This window comes from Micrococcus sp. CS26, from assembly GCF_055522295.1.
Map to the genome: position 1 here is coordinate 57,115 of NZ_JBVFVY010000007.1, position 14,405 is coordinate 71,519.

Below are 14,405 nucleotides of genomic sequence, written 5' to 3' on the forward strand. Positions count from 1 at the left end.
GCCACCTCGACGGGGTGGCGGGCCGGCCGTGCTCCGGTGTCGCGAGCGCCGGCTCAGGCGCGCACGACGTGCTCCCCGAGCAGCTCCAGGGTGCGTCGCCGCACGCCGGCGTCCTGGGCCGCCGTCGTGATGATCAGCTCGTCCGCCTGGACCCGCGCCGCGAAGTCGTGCAGCCACGCCGCCGTCGTCGGGCCGGTGCCCACGGCCGTGCACTCGAGCATCCCGAGCACCTGCTGACCGGCGGGGGAGTGCAGCAGCATCTCGACCTCGTCGTCGGTGAGGGTGCGGCCCCGGCCGAGCATCATCCGGATGCGCGCCCGCTGCGCGGCCTGCCACTCCCGCTCGGCCACCTCCTCGGTGTCCGCGGCGATCACGTTGGCCGCCGCGATGAAGTGCGGCTCCGCGAGGGCCTCGGAGGGCTCGAAGTGCTCCCGGTACAGGCGCGCCGCATGCTCGAGCATCTGCGGTGCGAAGTGGCTCGCGAACGCGTAGCCCAGGCCGAGCTGCGCGGCCAGCTGGGCGCCGAACGCCGAGGAGCCGAGGATGTACAGCGGCACGTTGGTGCCCTTGCCGGGGTAGGCGTCGATGCCGGGGATCAGGCTCTGGCCGGTGAGGTAGCCCTGCAGCTCGAGCACGTCCTGCGGGAAGCGCTCGGCCGCCGACGGATCCCGGCGCAGCGCCTGCAGCGTCCGCTGGTCGGTGCCGGGGGCGCGACCCAGGCCCAGGTCGATGCGGCCGGGGTGCAGCTCGGCCAGGGTGCCGAACTGCTCGGCGATCACCAGCGGCGAGTGGTTGGGCAGCATGACGCCGCCGGAGCCGAGGCGGATCGAGTCGGTGTGCGCGGCCACGTGCGCGATGAGTACGGCCGTGGCGGAGGAGGCGATGGAGGGCATGTTGTGGTGCTCCGCGTACCAGACGCGCCGGAAGCCGGCGGCCTCGGCGACGCGGGCCTGCTCCACGGATTCGGCGAAGGCTTCGCCCATCGGGGCGCCGTCGCGGACGAGGGCGAGGTCCAGCAGGGACAGCGGCAGGGGGGTGGGGGCGGTGTGCTCGGTCATGGTGCTCCTGGTCTGCGGGCCGCCCGGCCGGGCGGAGGTCTCCACAGATCCAGCGCCCACCGGCCCCGGACTATTCCGCGGCCGGGCACGACGACGGCCGCCCGCCTCCGGCGTGGGAGACGAACGGCCGTCGTCGGGGCCGCGGCGGGCGGATCAGACCGAGTAGTACAGCTCGAACTCGTAGGGGTTCGGGCGCAGGGCCAGCGGGGCGATCTCCATCTCGCGCTTGTACGCGATCCAGGTCTCGATCAGCTCCTCGGTGAACACGTCGCCGGCCAGGAGGAACTCGTGGTCCTCCTCGAGGGCGTTCAGGGCCTCGTCCAGGGTGGCGGGTGCCTTCTGGATGTCGGCGGCCTCCTCGGCCGGCAGCTCGTAGAGGTCCTTGTCGATCGGCTCGGCCGGCTCGATGCGGTTGCGGATGCCGTCCAGGCCGGCCATCAGCTGCGCGGCGAACGCGAGGTACGGGTTGCCCGAGGCGTCCGGGGCGCGGAACTCGATGCGCTTGGCCTTCGGGTTGGAGCCGGTGATCGGGATGCGGATGCCCGCCGAGCGGTTGCCCTGCGAGTAAACCATGTTCACGGGGGCCTCGAAGCCCGGCACCAGGCGGCGGTAGGAGTTCACCGTGGGGTTGGTGAAGGCCAGGACCGCGGAGGCGTGCTTCAGCAGGCCGCCGATGTACCAGCGGGCGGTGTCCGAGAGGTTCGCGTAGCCCTTCTCGTCGAAGAACAGCGGCTCGCCGCCGTTCCACAGGGACTGGTGGCAGTGCATGCCGGAGCCGTTGTCGCCGAAGACGGGCTTGGGCATGAAGGTCGCGGACTTGCCGAACATGTTGGCGACGTTCTTGACGACGTACTTGAACTTCTGCAGGTCGTCCGCCGAGTGGGTCAGCGTGTTGAAGCGGTAGTTGATCTCCGCCTGGCCCGCGGCGCCCACCTCGTGGTGGGAGCGCTCTACCTCGAGGCCGACCTCGGCCAGGACCGAGCAGATCTCGTCGCGCAGGTCGGCCTGCTTGTCCGTGGGGGAGACGGGGAAGTAGCCGCCCTTGAGGCCGGTCTTGTGGCTCAGGTTGCCGCCCTCGTCCTCGCGGGAGGCGTTCCACCAGGCCTCGTCCGAGTCCACGGCGTAGAACGAGCCGCGGGGGGAGGACTCGTAGCGGACGTCCTCGAAGATGAAGAACTCGGCCTCGGGGGCGAAGAACGCCGTGTCGGCGATGCCGGAGGAGCTCAGGTAGGCCTCCGCGCGCTGGGCCACGCCGCGCGGGTCGCGCAGGTAGGGCTCGCCGGTGCGGGGGTTCACGATGGAGAAGTTCATCGTGAGGGTCTTGCGGACCCGGAAGGGGTCCACGAAGGCCGTCGCGACGTCCGGGATGAGCTGCATGTCGGACTCGGCGATGCCGGCGAAGCCCCGGATCGAGGAGCCGTCGAAGAGCTGGCCCGTGACGAAGAAGTCCTCGTCGACGCTCGAGGCGGGCACGTTGAAGTGGTGCTGCATGCCGGGGAGGTCGGTGAAGCGGACGTCGACGAACTCGATCCCCTCATCCTTGATGTACGCGAGGACGTCCGCGGGGGAGGTGAACATGGTGCGCTCCTGTGGTCGTGACGATGGTGGCATGTCCGGCACGGCGGCGCTGGCGTGGCGGGTGTCATCACCCTACTTGCCCGGCGGCCTCCGTGGGCGTCGGTGACGCCCCACGGCGAGCCTCGCGGTTCCGCGCCGGTAGGCTGGGCCGGTGGCACGCAGAGCACCCGACCCCGCGCAAGAGCCCGAACCGACCCGCCGCGACGAGCCGCTGATCACCCGGCGCGACCTCGCCGGCTGGGTGGACGGTCCGGGCGGCGGCCTGGCCGGCGGCCGCTGGCCGGGGGACCTGCTGGGCCTGCCCGAGCACGGCCCGACCTCGATGGCCACTGCGGCCCGCCGCGCCGTCGCCCTCGTGATCGACTGGTTCCTGGCCCTGGGCGTGTCCTGGCTGCTCTTCGACTCCGACGCGATCGCCACCCTGATGGTCTTCGCCACCATGCACATCCTGGGCATCACCCTGCTGGCCACCACCGTGGGCAAGGCCGTGTGCCGCACCCAGGTGGTGCGCCTCGGCGGCCGGACCGCCCCCGTGCACCGCGTGGTGGTGCGCACGGCGCTGCTGTGCCTCGTGCTGCCGGCCGTCGTCGTCGGCCCGGACGGCCGCGGCATGCACGACAAGGTCGCCGGCACCGTCGAGATCCGCATGTGAGCGCACCGGCCCGCGCCGGACGACGCCGGATCCGACTCGACGCGAGGCCGGACACGACGAAAGGGGGGCGCCCCGCCGAATCCTCGGCGGGGCGCCCCCCTTTCGCGCGGGTGCGTCGGCGCTCAGCGGCCGCGCATGGCGCGCCGGCTCGGGCGCACCTTGTTCGGGTCGACGCCCTTGGGGATGGGCAGCCGGTTGGTGTTGAGCGCGGTCAGACGCTTGTCCACGGCCTGGACCTCCTGCGCCGTGAGGGCCTTCTTCATGCCCTTGAGCGTGCCGGGCAGCTCGTGCAGCGGGACCTGGCCCTGGCCGTTGCCGGACTCCACCACGGTGACGGGCACGCCGGGCAGGAAGCGGCGCATGGCCTTCTCCTCCTTGACCACCAGCGCGGCGACGCGGGGGGAGGGGCCCTCCGTCACCAGCACCACGCCCGGCCGGCCCACGGCGCGGTAGACGAGGTCCTGGGTCTTCGGATTCACGGCGGCCGGCTGCTCGGGCACGATCCAGCCGCGGCCCAGCGTGGAGAGCGCGGCGCCGGCGGCGCCGGGGCGGCCCTCGAGCTGGGCGAACCCGGCGCGGCGCGCCTTCCGGTTCAGGATGACGACGGCGGCGAGCACACCGAACGGGATCGCGATGAGCAGCCACGTGATCCAGTTGTCCAGCAGCAGGCCGATGACGAGGCCGACGACGAGGGCGGCCAGGAAGGCCAGCAGCATCCACAGACCGACCTTGGGGTCGTGCGCCTTGGTCATGGCGTAGGCCTGCTTGAGCTGGGAGATCACGCCCGGGCCCTTCGCGGCGCGCTTGTCCCGGCGCTGGGCCTTCGTCTGCTCCTTCTCGTGGCGGCGACGCTCGCGCTGCATGGCCTTGACCTCCTTGACCGTGGCGGAGGTGGAGCCGGAGGAGGATGCGGGGGGCTGGCTGTTCTTCGTCATGACGGGATCCAGTCTAGTCGGGCGGCTCAGGACATCTGGGCGACGACAGCGGAGGCCTCCTGGCGGGCGGTCTTCTCCCCGGCCAGGTGCGCCAGGTTCTCCGGCAGGGTCCGGCCGAGGCGCTGCATGGCCTGCGCGTAGAGCTTGCCCGCGCGGTACGACGAGCGCACCAGCGGGCCCGCCATGACGCCCTGGAAGCCGATCTCCTCGGCGCGCTGGGACCACTGGACGAACTCCTGCGGCTTCACCCAGCGGTCGATGGGGTGGTGCAGCTTCGAGGGCCGCACGTACTGCGTGATGGTGATGATGTCGCAGCCGGCCTCGTGCAGGTCCACCAGGGCCTGGTCGATCTCGTGGTCCTCCTCGCCCATGCCCAGGATGAGGTTGGACTTGGTGACGAGCCCGTCGGCCTTGGCCATCGTGAGCACCTTGAGGGACTTCTCGTATGTGAAGGCCGGGCGGATGCGCTTGAAGATGCGCGGCACCGTCTCCAGGTTGTGCGCGAACACCTCGGGCCGCGCGTCGAACACCTGCTGGACGAGCTCCGGCACCGCGCCGAAGTCCGGCGGCAGGATCTCGACGCCGGTCCCCGGGTTGAGCGCGTGGATGCGGCGGATGGTCTCCGCGTAGAGCCACGCCGCGCCGTCCTTCTGGTCGTCACGGGCCACGCCCGTGACGGTGGCGTACCGCAGGTCCATCTCGCGGATGTTCTCGGCGACCTTCTGCGGCTCCTCCATGTCCAGGGGACGCGGCTTGCCGGAGGTGATGTCGCAGAAGTCGCACCGGCGGGTGCAGATGTCGCCGCCGATGAGGAACGTGGCCTCGCGGTCCTCCCAGCACTCGAAGATGTTGGGGCAGCCGGCCTCCTCGCACACGGTGTGCAGGCCGGCGGACTTGACCTTGTTCTTCAGGCCGATGTACTCGGGGCCCATGTGGACCTTGGCCTTGATCCACTCGGGCTTGCGCTCGACGGGCACCTCGGCGTTGCGCGCCTCCACGCGCAGCAGGCGGCGGCCTTCGGGGGCGAGGCTCATGCGGGGATTCCTTCCGTGGGGGTGACGGCGATGTACGCCGGCCCGAGCTCGTCCAGATGACGGGTGAGCACCGGGACGACGTCGGCCGGCGTGATGGTCCGGCCCGTCTCGACCGACAGGGTGGTGGTGGCGGCGTCCGTGATGCCGCACGCGATGATCCCCTCGTAGGGGGCCAGGGAGTTGGAGCAGTTCAGCGCGAAGCCGTGCATGGAGACGCCGTCGTGGATGGACAGGCCGATGGCGCCGACCTTGCGGTCCGGGCGGGCCGTGCCGTCGTCGTCCCGGTCCGCGAGGACCCAGATGCCTGCCCGCCCGTCCACGCGGACGGCCGTGACGCCGAACTCGGCGGCGGTGCGGATCAGCAGCTCCTCGAGGAACCAGACGTAGTCCTTGACGTGGGCACGGTCGCGCAGCCGGACCACGGGGTAGCCGACCAGCTGGCCCGGCCCGTGCCATGTGATCTTGCCGCCGCGGTCCACGTCCACGACGGGGGCGCCGTCCGTGGGGCGCTCGGCGTCCTCGGTGCGACGACCGGCCGTGTAGACGGCTTCGTGCTCCAGGAGGAGGAATTCGCCGTCGGAGCGGCCGGCGACGACGTCCGCGTGCAGGGCGCGCTGGGCGTCCCAGGCGGCGTGGTAGTCCACCAGGTCGGGCGCCAGGCCGAGCACGCGCAGGGGCGGCAGGGGTGTCTCGGGCATGACGTCCACTGTAGTCCTCGGGCCCGGACCTGTGGACAACCGCCGTGACGCTCGGGGACATGCGGCACCCTGGGCTGGAACGGACGGCGCGGCGGAGAGGGGAGACCGATGCGGGACTGGGACGAGGCGGACGGCGGCGCGGCCGGACGCGTCGGCGGCGGGCCGGAGACCGAACCGGAGAGGTCGTCGGAGCCGGGCACGGCTGCGCCGCGCGCCCCGGGCTGGGAACCCGTCCGGCTGCTCGGCGCGGGCGCCCAGGCGGAGGTCTGGCTCGTCGAGGACGGTCGGGGCGTCCGGGCCGCCCTGAAGGTGCCCCGTGCCGGCGCGGCGCCGGATGCGCTGGCGGCGGAGGCGCAGGCCGGACGGGTCGCGCATCCCCATCTGCTGCGCGTGCTCGGCGTGGTGGAGACGGACCGGGGCCTCGGGGTCCTCACCGAGCACCGCGCGGCCGGCACGCTGCAGGACATGGTGCAGCGGGTCGGACCCCTGAGCCCGGGGCAGGCCGTCACCGTGCTCGTCCCGATCGCCCAGGCTCTCGCGTGCCTGCACCGCGAGGGGGTGGTGCACGGCGACGTGTCCCCGGCGAACGTCCTGTTCGGCGTCGACGGCAGCCCGGCCCTCGCCGACCTCGGCGTCGCCCGGGTGGTCGGCGGGGCGTCGGGGGCCGGGGCGACGCCGGGCTTCGCGGCCCCCGAGGCGCTCGCCGCGGTGGAGGGGGCCGGGGCGGAACCGGGGGCGTCTCCGGCGGTGGGGGCGCCGAGTGACGTCCATGCGTGGGCCGCCCTGGGCTGGTACGCGCTCACCGGTCGGGCGCCGGGCGCCGCCGGGCATCGGGCGCCGCTGCCCGTCCTGGTCCCCGAAGCGTCCCCCGAGCTCGCGCTGCTGCTCGATGCGGCGCTCTCCCCGGACCCGGCGGCGCGGCCGAGCGCGGAGGAGGCCGCCGCAGCCGTATACGCGACGGCCCGGCCCGAGCCGGTCCCGCTGGGAGAGGCCGCCCCCGCCGAGGTGGCGCACCTGCTGCCCACGGTGCTGCCGGGCTCCGGGCCCACGCGGCGACGCCGGGGACGACGCACGGCTCCGAGACGGCGCGCGCTCGCGCGCCGACGGGGGGCGGCGCCACGCCGGGGCGTCCTCGTGGCCGCCGGGCTGGCCACCGCGCTGGCCGTCGGCGGCGGCACCGCCGGGCTGTGGTGGCCGGCGTCCCTGGGCGACGCGACGGAGGGGGCGCCGGAGCCGGCGGGCGCGGTGCCGGCCGGCACCTCGGTGGACGCGGCGCGCCCGGCGGACGGGACGCCGGAGAGCGGGACGCCGGCGAGGGTGCCGGACGCGGGTGCCCCCGGGGAGGACGCCGCCGGGGAGGACGCCGTCGACGTGGGCGAGGCGCTGGCCGCGGTCGGCCACGCCCGGACTGCCGCGCTCATCGACCCGGAGCCTGCGCGACTGGACGCCTACGCCGTGCCCGGGGGACCGGCGTGGGAGAACGACCGGGATCTGCTGCGCCGGCTGACGGACGAGGGGTTCGCCTTCTCCGGCCTCGAGGTGACGGTGGAGCAGGCCGGACCCGCCCGGCGGGCCGGGGACGACGCGCTGCGTGTCGACGCCGTGCTCCGGACGTCGGCCCACACCGTGCTGGACCGCGCGGGACGCGTGGCGGCGCATCGGGAGGCGACGGCCGAGGAGGTCGTGCTGGTCCTGCGCAGCGGCCACGGAGAGGGCCCCGAGGGGCGGGACGGCGGCGCGGCGGGTCGGACGTGGCGGGTCGAGACCGTCGATCCGCGCTGACCCCGGGCCCGGATCCAGCGCCGGAGGCCGGCGGTCCAGACGGGGGGACGCCGCGGGCCCCGGGGAGAAGCTCCCCGGGGCCCGCGGCGTGGTGCGGCGTCAGCCGCCTGGGCTGATCACTGCCAGAGGACGGCGACCAGGATGTTCACCAGGCCCAGACCGCCCACCGCGTGGGCCAGGCCCGTGGGCACGACCTCCCCGCGGTTGGACTTGCGGCGGCCGATCAGGGCGGCCACGAAGACGATGACGCCGATCAGGAACTTGACGCCCAGCTTCATGTGGTTCGGCTCCCCGCTCATGGCGAGGCCGAAAAGCACCACGCCGGAGACGATCATGCCCACGGAGCCCCACCACTGCGAGGTGGTGACGGTCGGGTTGCGGAAGTGCGCGAACCAACCGCCCACGATCGCTGCGGCGGACACGATGTGCACGGCCACCAGGATGCTGTGCAGGATATCCACAGTCCTTCTCCCTTTCCGTCAGAGACCCAGCTCGTTGGCGAACTCGCCGCCCTCGAGACGCTGACGCAGCGTCGTCAGGAAGCGGCCCGCGTCGGCCCCGTCCACCAGGCGGTGGTCGTAGGTCAGGGACAGGTACATCATGTGGCGGATGGCGATCGAGTCGTTGCCGTCCGCGTCGGTCACCACCATGGGGCGCTTCACGATCGCACCGGTGCCCAGGATCGCGACCTGCGGCTGGTTGATGATCGGCGTGTCGAACAGCGCGCCCACGGAGCCGATGTTCGTGATCGAGAACGTGCCGCCCGAGAGCTCGTCCGGCGAGATCTTGTTCGTGCGGGTGCGCTCGGCCACGTCGGCGATCTTCTGGGCGAGGCCCGTCAGGTTCAGGGAGCCGGCGTCCTTGATGACGGGCACCAGCAGCCCCTTCTCCGTGTCCACGGCGATCGCGATGTCCTCGGACGCGTGGTAGGTGATCTCCTTGTTGTCCTCGGAGAACGACGCGTTCAGCTTGGGGTGCTGCTTGAGGGCCTCGGCGACCGCCTTGGTGATGAACGGCAGGTACGTCAGGTTCACGCCGGCCTGCTGCTGGAAGGAGGCCTTGGCCTTCTTGCGCAGCTGCACGATGCGGGTGACGTCCACCTCGTGCACCTGGGTGAGCTGGGTGGACAGGTCGAGGGACTCGCGCATGCGCTGGGCGATGACCTGGCGGATGCGCGGCGCCTTCTCCACCTCGCCGCGGACCGAGGGGTCCACGGAGGAGCTCGCGGCCGGGGCGGACGCAGCGGCCGGGGCCGACGACGGGGCGGCAGCCTCGGAGGCCTGCTCGGCCGGAGCCTCGGACCCGCCCGCGGCGGCCTGCGAGGCCAGCGCGGCGGCGAGCACGTCCTGCTTGCGGATGCGGCCGCCGACGCCCGTGCCGCGGACCGTGGACAGGTCCACGTTGTTCTGGTGGGCCAGGCGGCGCACCAGCGGGGTCACGTAGCCCTGGCCGGGCTCGGTGGCGGAGGGCGCCTCGGCGGACTCGGCCTGCGCGGAGTCGCGCTCAGCGGACTCGCGCCGGGAGGCCTCCTCGGACGGGGACGCCTCGGGCGTCTTCTCCGACTTCTCGGCGCCGGCGGCCTCGGCGGCCTCCTCGGTCTCCTCGGGGGCCTCGGCCTCGGTCGCCTTGTCCTCGATCTCCTCGGCGGACGCCTCGTCCTGACCGGAGGAGCCCTCCGACGGGGCGGAGCCGCCGCCGGCGGAGCCGGAGCCGACGAGCGCGAGGACGGCGCCCACCTCGACGGTGTCGTCCTCCTCCGCACGGATCTCCAGGAGGGTGCCCGCCACGGGGGAGGGGATCTCGGTGTCGACCTTGTCGGTGGAGACCTCGAGCAGCGGCTCGTCGACCTCGACCTCGTCGCCGACGGACTTCAGCCAGCGGGTCACGGTGCCCTCGGTCACGGACTCGCCCAGCGCGGGCAGGGTGACCTCGGAGGCCTCGCCGCCGGCCGACGGGGCCCCGTCCGAGCCCTGGTCGGTGGAGGCGCGCTCCTCCGGAGCCGGCTCGCCTGCGGGCTCCTGCTGGGCGTCGTCCTGCTGCGCCTCCTCGACGGCGGGCTCCTCGGCCGCGGCGTCGTCCTCCGACGCGTCGGCGGAGCCGCCGCCGGAGCCGTCGCCGATCGTGGCCAGCGGGGCGCCGACCTCGACCGTGTCGTCCTCCTCGACCAGGATCTCCTCGAGCACGCCGGCCACGGGGGACGGGATCTCGGTGTCGACCTTGTCGGTGGAGACCTCCACCAGGGGCTCGTCGACGGCGACCTCGTCGCCGACGGCCTTGAGCCAGCGGGTCACGGTGCCCTCGGTGACGGATTCGCCCAGGGCGGGCAGGTTCACGGTTTCAGACATGGTTCCGATGCTCCTCATGAGGGGTGGGCGCCGGGGGCGCCCACCCGGGGTTGCGAGGTGGGCCCGACGCACGGGCCCGGGATGGTCAGTGCGGTGGGTCAGCTGTGCAGCGGGTGGCCGAACAGGGCCATGGCGGCCTCGCCCAGGGCCTCGTTCTGCGTGGGGTGCGCGTGCACGAACTGGGCGACGTCCTCGGGGTAGGCCTCCCAGTTCACGATGAGCTGCGCCTCGCCGATCTGCTCGCCGATGCGCTTGCCGATGCCGTGCACGCCCACGATCGGGCCGTTCTTCTGGCGGATCATCTTGATGATGCCGCCGGTGCCGAGGATCGAGGACTTGCCGTTGCCGGCCAGGTTGTACTCGGCGACCTCGACGTTGTCCTTGCCGAACTCCTCCTCCGCCTTGGGCTGGGTGTAGCCCACGGACATGATCTCCGGCTCGGTGAAGGTGACCTTCGGGATGTTGATGTCCTCGACGACCATCGGCTTGTTGCCGGCGATCTCCTCGGCCACGAAGATGCCCTGCTGGAAGCCGCGGTGCGCCAGCTGCAGACCGGGAACGATGTCGCCCACGGCGTAGATGTTGCCGACGCCGGTGTGCAGACGCTCGTCGGTGAGGACGAAGCCGCGGTCCATCTTGACGCCCTGCTCCTCGTAGCCGAGGCCCTCGGTGTTCGGGCCGCGGCCGACGGCGACGAGGCAGACCTCGGCCTCGAACTCCTTGCCGTCCGCGAGGGTCACCTTGACGCCCGAGTCGGTCTCCTCGACCTTGTCGAAGAACGTGCCCAGGTTGGTCTTGATGCCCTTCTTCTTGAACTCGCGCTCGAGGACCTTGATGATCGCCGGGTCCTCGTTGGGGACCAGGGTCTTCAGGCCCTCGATGATGGTGACGTCGACGCCGAAGGAGTTCCACAGGGACGCGAACTCGGAGCCGATGACACCGCCGCCGAGCACGATGGCCGACTTCGGGGTGTAGTCCAGCTCGAGGGCCTCCGTGGAGGTCATGATCTTCTTGGAGATGGGCAGGCCCATGGTCTTGGCCACGGAGCCGGAGGCCAGCACGATGTTCTCCGCCGTGTAACGGGTGCCGTCGACCTCGACCTCGTTCTTCGAGACGAGCTTGCCCTCGCCCTCGATGACCTGGACCTTGCGCATCTTCAGCAGGCCGGCCAGGCCCTTGTGCTTGCCGGCGACGATGCCGTCCTTGTAGTCGCGCACCTTCGCCATGTCCACGGACTCGAGGGTCGCGTTGACGCCGAACTTGGCGGCGTTGCGGGTCTCATCGGCCACCTCGGCGGCGTGCAGGTAGGCCTTCGTGGGGATGCAGCCCCAGTGCAGGCAGGTGCCGCCGACCTTGGACTTCTCCACGAGGGCGACGGACTTGCCGTACTGCACGGAACGCAGGGCTGCGGCGTACCCGGCGGAGCCACCGCCGAGGACGAGGACGTCGAATTCCTGAGCGGTTGCCTTGTCGGCCACGGTGTTGCTCCTTGGTGCTGGGGTCGGTGGATCGTGGTGGTGGTGCGTCACCGCCACCCCCGGCCGTCGGCGGCGGGCCGCGCGGCCGGGGACGCGGTGGACATCGGGACCAACCTTACCGGGCACGCCCCTCGATGAGACCCACCAGGGTCCGCACCATCACGCCGGTGGCGTCCTGCGGGGTGTAGCCGTACGCGGCCGACTCGTTGAAGGAGGGGCCGGCGATGTCGAGGTGGGCCCAGGGGGTCCGTGCGGCGGCGTCGCCCTCCGACCGTCCGGCGTCGACGAATTCGCGCAGGAAGGTGGCGGCGGTCATCATGCCGCCGAAGCGGTCGCCCATGTTGGAGATGTCCGCAACGCGCGAAGTGAGCGAGGCGCGCAGCTGCTCCGGCAGGGGCATGCCCCACGCGAGCTCCCCGGCCGCGTCGGCCGCGGCGACGACCTCGTCGCGCAGCGCGTCGTCACCCATGACGCCCGTGTGGCGCACGCCGAGGGCGACCAGCTGGGCACCGGTGAGGGTGGCCACGTCGAGCACCGCGTCGGGTCGCTCGTCGGTGGCCGCCACGAGGGCGTCGGCCATGACGACGCGGCCCTCGGCGTCCGTGTTCATGACCTCCACGGTCTTGCCGCCGTACATCGTGATGACGTCGGACGGGCGGATGGCGGTGCCCGAGGGCATGTTCTCGGCCAGCGCCAGCCAGCCGGTCACCTTCACAGGGACGTCCAGGGCCGCGGCGGCGCGCACGACGGCGAAGACGGTGGCGGCGCCGGCCATGTCCGACTTCATCGTCATCATCGAGGCGGCGGGCTTCAGCGAGATGCCGCCCGTGTCGAAGGTGATGCCCTTGCCCACCAGCGCGATGTGCGCGGCGGCGTCGGCCGGCGCGTGCTCGATGCGCACGAGCCGCGGCGGGCGGGAGGAGCCCTGGCCGATCGCGAGGATGCCGCCGAAGCCCTCGGCGCGCAGGCGGTCCTCGTCCCACACGTCCACGCTCACGGACGAGTCCGCGAGGTCCTCCGCGACGGCGTCCGCGAACGTGGCCGGGTAGAGGTGCGAGGGGGCCGTGTTCACCAGGTCGCGCACGGCGCAGACCGCGTCGCCCACGACGGCGGCCCGGCGCAGCACGGGGTCGGCGTCCGCGGCGGCGAGCGGGGTGACGACCTCGACCTCGCGGACGGGACGGGACGTGTCCGTCTCGGCGCGGGCGCGCTCGGACTTCTGGGCGGTGAAGGCGTACGCGCCCAGGACGGCGCCCTCGGCGACGGCGGCCAGTCGGGCCGGGGTGTCGGCCGGCAGGGCCAGGGCCACGGCGTCGGTGCCGGCCAGGGAGCGCACGGCAGCCCCGGCGGCGCGGCGCAGGGACTCGTCCGCGGCCTCGCCGTCGTCGTCCAGACCGCCGACGCCGGCCAGGACCAGCAGCGGCACCGGCACGCCGCCCAGGCCCGGCAGGCGATGGACCTCGTCCTCGGCGCCCCGCACGCCCAGCAGCTCGAACGAGGCCTCGAGGGCGGTGGCCGCCTCGGCCGGCAGCGCGTCCGTCAGGAGCACGGGGCCGTCCGGGCCGGTGCCCACCCCCACCACGAGGGCGGAGGCGGTCAAGTCCTCCAGGGCGCGGGCGGTCAGGGTCGGGCGGTCCAGGGTGATCACGGACGGGCCTCTCTTCCGGGGGTGGGGGATGCGCCCGGCGGGGTGGGCCGGGCCGTCCCGCGTCATCCTAGCCAGAGGGCTCGCGCGCCCGTCCAGGGCGCGCGGGCGCGGAATAGGAGGGTGCCGTGCCGTGGTTGACTGACGCCAGAGGACAGGGAGGGATCCGCGTCCGCCGCCATCCGGGCGGCGGGGACGGCTCTCCCGCAGACGGACCACCGGAAGGGGAACGAGACGTGCAGGACGCCGCGCCGCTGTACACCCGTCATGAGGGGGCGCCCGTGCCCCCCGGCCTGGGCATGCTCGTGGCCCTGACCGGGCACATGGACGCGGGCCGGGTCGCTCGGCAGGTGCGGGCCGCGCTGCACGAGCACCTGACCCATCGGACCGTCGTCTCCTTCGACGTCGACTCGATGTTCGACTACCGCGCCCGGCGTCCCCGGCTCCGGTTCGACCGGGACCGCTACCGTGATCTGCGCCTGCCCGCGCTCGAGGTGCAGCTGGTCGAGGACCTGCTCGGCCACCCCTTCCTGCTGCTGTCCGGCCCCGAGCCGGACTTCCGGTGGCAGGCGGTGACGGAGGCCGTGCTCGGCCTCGCGCAGGAGTGGGAGGTGGACTCGCTCACCTTCCTCGACGCGGCCCCGCTGCCCGTGCCGCACACGCGGCGGCTCGGGGTCACGACCCACGGGTCCCGCGCCGACGCCGTCGAGGGGCTGTCCACCTGGAGCCCGGAGGCGGACATCGTCGCGGGGCTGCTGCAGATGCTCGAGCTGCGCGCCGAGGAGGCGGACCTGCCGACGGCGGGCTACACCGTCCATGTGCCGCACTACGTGGCCGAGGCGTCCTTCCCCCAGGCGGCCGTGGCCGCGCTCGAGTACGCGGGGGCCGCCATGGGGCTCATGCTGCCCTCGGACGACCTGCGAGACGCCTCGCGGGACATCGAGGCCGAGCTGGAGCGCCAGGTCTCCGGGTCCGGGGAGATCCAGCAGATGATCGCCGGCCTGGAGCGCAACTACGACCAGAACGCCGAGGACCAGGAGCGGTCGTTGCTCGAGACCGAGCAGGGCCTGCCCGACGGCGACGAACTCGCCTCCGCCGTCGAGGCGTACCTCGCCGCGCGGGACGCCGGCGGCGGGTCCGCTCCTGCACAGGAGGACGGACCCGGCCGTCCGTCCACCGGCGACGGGGACTGATCCCACC

At 73.1% G+C, this 14,405-nt stretch carries 12 protein-coding genes; 3 read left to right on the forward strand and 9 right to left on the reverse strand.

The features are described from left to right. Nucleotides 1-53: 53 nt before the first annotated feature. Both ACZ1IK_RS05025 and glnA read right to left on the reverse strand, forming a co-directional pair. On the reverse strand, nt 54-1,058 hold the full coding sequence (locus ACZ1IK_RS05025) for an LLM class flavin-dependent oxidoreductase (protein ID WP_036314199.1): 1,005 nt from the start codon (nt 1,056-1,058) through the stop codon (nt 54-56). A gap of 153 nt (nt 1,059-1,211) precedes the next feature. Continuing rightward, nucleotides 1,212-2,636, reverse strand: a complete 1,425-nt coding sequence (gene glnA / locus ACZ1IK_RS05030; protein WP_036314201.1) for a type I glutamate--ammonia ligase — start codon at nt 2,634-2,636, stop codon at nt 1,212-1,214. Nucleotides 2,637-2,787: 151 nt separating this feature from the next. On the opposite strand from glnA, the gene ACZ1IK_RS05035 reads away from it, so the two are divergent. Beyond that, the gene (locus tag ACZ1IK_RS05035; protein ID WP_049146950.1) at nt 2,788-3,288 is read left to right on the forward strand and encodes an RDD family protein; all 501 of its coding nucleotides are present in this window, start codon (nt 2,788-2,790) and stop codon (nt 3,286-3,288) included. Between the two features lie 122 nt (nt 3,289-3,410). Here ACZ1IK_RS05035 and ACZ1IK_RS05040 read toward each other — a convergent pair whose 3' ends face one another. Genes ACZ1IK_RS05040 through lipB form a run of 3 tightly spaced genes read right to left on the reverse strand, consistent with a single transcriptional unit; the run spans nt 3,411 to nt 5,955 of the window. Continuing rightward, entirely contained in the window at nt 3,411-4,223 is an 813-nt protein-coding gene (locus tag ACZ1IK_RS05040; protein ID WP_044659516.1) for a DUF4191 domain-containing protein, read from the reverse strand. A 26-nt stretch (nt 4,224-4,249) separates the two neighbouring features. Beyond that, nucleotides 4,250-5,257, reverse strand: coding sequence for a lipoyl synthase (lipA, locus tag ACZ1IK_RS05045; RefSeq protein ID WP_002857341.1), 1,008 nt, complete (start codon nt 5,255-5,257; stop codon nt 4,250-4,252). Beyond that, a complete protein-coding gene (gene lipB, locus ACZ1IK_RS05050) occupies nt 5,254-5,955 on the reverse strand; it encodes a lipoyl(octanoyl) transferase LipB (protein WP_036314221.1) in 702 nt (233 codons plus the stop codon). The genes lipA and lipB overlap by 4 nt, the downstream gene beginning before the upstream one ends. Nucleotides 5,956-6,063: 108 nt before the next feature. Between lipB and ACZ1IK_RS05055 the strand changes: the two genes are divergently transcribed. Continuing rightward, nucleotides 6,064-7,737: a serine/threonine-protein kinase gene (locus ACZ1IK_RS05055; protein ID WP_230277972.1), complete on the forward strand. Its 1,674-nt coding sequence runs from the start codon at nt 6,064-6,066 to the stop codon at nt 7,735-7,737. Between the two features lie 116 nt (nt 7,738-7,853). Here ACZ1IK_RS05055 and ACZ1IK_RS05060 read toward each other — a convergent pair whose 3' ends face one another. The 4 genes from ACZ1IK_RS05060 to ACZ1IK_RS05075 form a co-directional block, all read right to left on the reverse strand. Next, on the reverse strand, nt 7,854-8,198 hold the full coding sequence (locus ACZ1IK_RS05060; protein WP_010078527.1) for a hypothetical protein: 345 nt from the start codon (nt 8,196-8,198) through the stop codon (nt 7,854-7,856). Between the two features lie 18 nt (nt 8,199-8,216). Beyond that, nucleotides 8,217-10,082: a 2-oxoglutarate dehydrogenase, E2 component, dihydrolipoamide succinyltransferase gene (sucB, locus tag ACZ1IK_RS05065; protein WP_044659522.1), complete on the reverse strand. Its 1,866-nt coding sequence runs from the start codon at nt 10,080-10,082 to the stop codon at nt 8,217-8,219. A 98-nt stretch (nt 10,083-10,180) separates the two neighbouring features. After that, nucleotides 10,181-11,560 (reverse strand): dihydrolipoyl dehydrogenase, encoded by a 1,380-nt coding sequence (gene lpdA / locus ACZ1IK_RS05070; RefSeq protein ID WP_036383063.1) that lies wholly within the window; start codon nt 11,558-11,560, stop codon nt 10,181-10,183. A gap of 115 nt (nt 11,561-11,675) precedes the next feature. Continuing rightward, nucleotides 11,676-13,208, reverse strand: coding sequence for a leucyl aminopeptidase (locus tag ACZ1IK_RS05075; RefSeq protein WP_044659535.1), 1,533 nt, complete (start codon nt 13,206-13,208; stop codon nt 11,676-11,678). Nucleotides 13,209-13,441: 233 nt separating this feature from the next. Here ACZ1IK_RS05075 and ACZ1IK_RS05080 point away from each other — a divergent pair, with 233 nt between their 5' ends. Next, on the forward strand, nt 13,442-14,398 hold the full coding sequence (locus ACZ1IK_RS05080; RefSeq protein WP_044659523.1) for a PAC2 family protein: 957 nt from the start codon (nt 13,442-13,444) through the stop codon (nt 14,396-14,398). Nucleotides 14,399-14,405: the final 7 nt, after the last annotated feature.

Coding starts and splice junctions, on each gene's coding strand:
- ACZ1IK_RS05025 (WP_036314199.1), bottom strand. CDS start 1,058: ATGACCGAGCACACCGCCCCCACCCCCCTGCCGCTGTCCCTGCTGGAC.
- glnA (WP_036314201.1), bottom strand. CDS start 2,636: ATGTTCACCTCCCCCGCGGACGTCCTCGCGTACATCAAGGATGAGGGG.
- ACZ1IK_RS05040 (WP_044659516.1), bottom strand. CDS start 4,223: ATGACGAAGAACAGCCAGCCCCCCGCATCCTCCTCCGGCTCCACCTCC.
- lipA (WP_002857341.1), bottom strand. CDS start 5,257: ATGAGCCTCGCCCCCGAAGGCCGCCGCCTGCTGCGCGTGGAGGCGCGC.
- lipB (WP_036314221.1), bottom strand. CDS start 5,955: ATGCCCGAGACACCCCTGCCGCCCCTGCGCGTGCTCGGCCTGGCGCCC.
- ACZ1IK_RS05055 (WP_230277972.1), top strand. CDS start 6,064: ATGCGGGACTGGGACGAGGCGGACGGCGGCGCGGCCGGACGCGTCGGC.
- sucB (WP_044659522.1), bottom strand. CDS start 10,082: ATGTCTGAAACCGTGAACCTGCCCGCCCTGGGCGAATCCGTCACCGAG.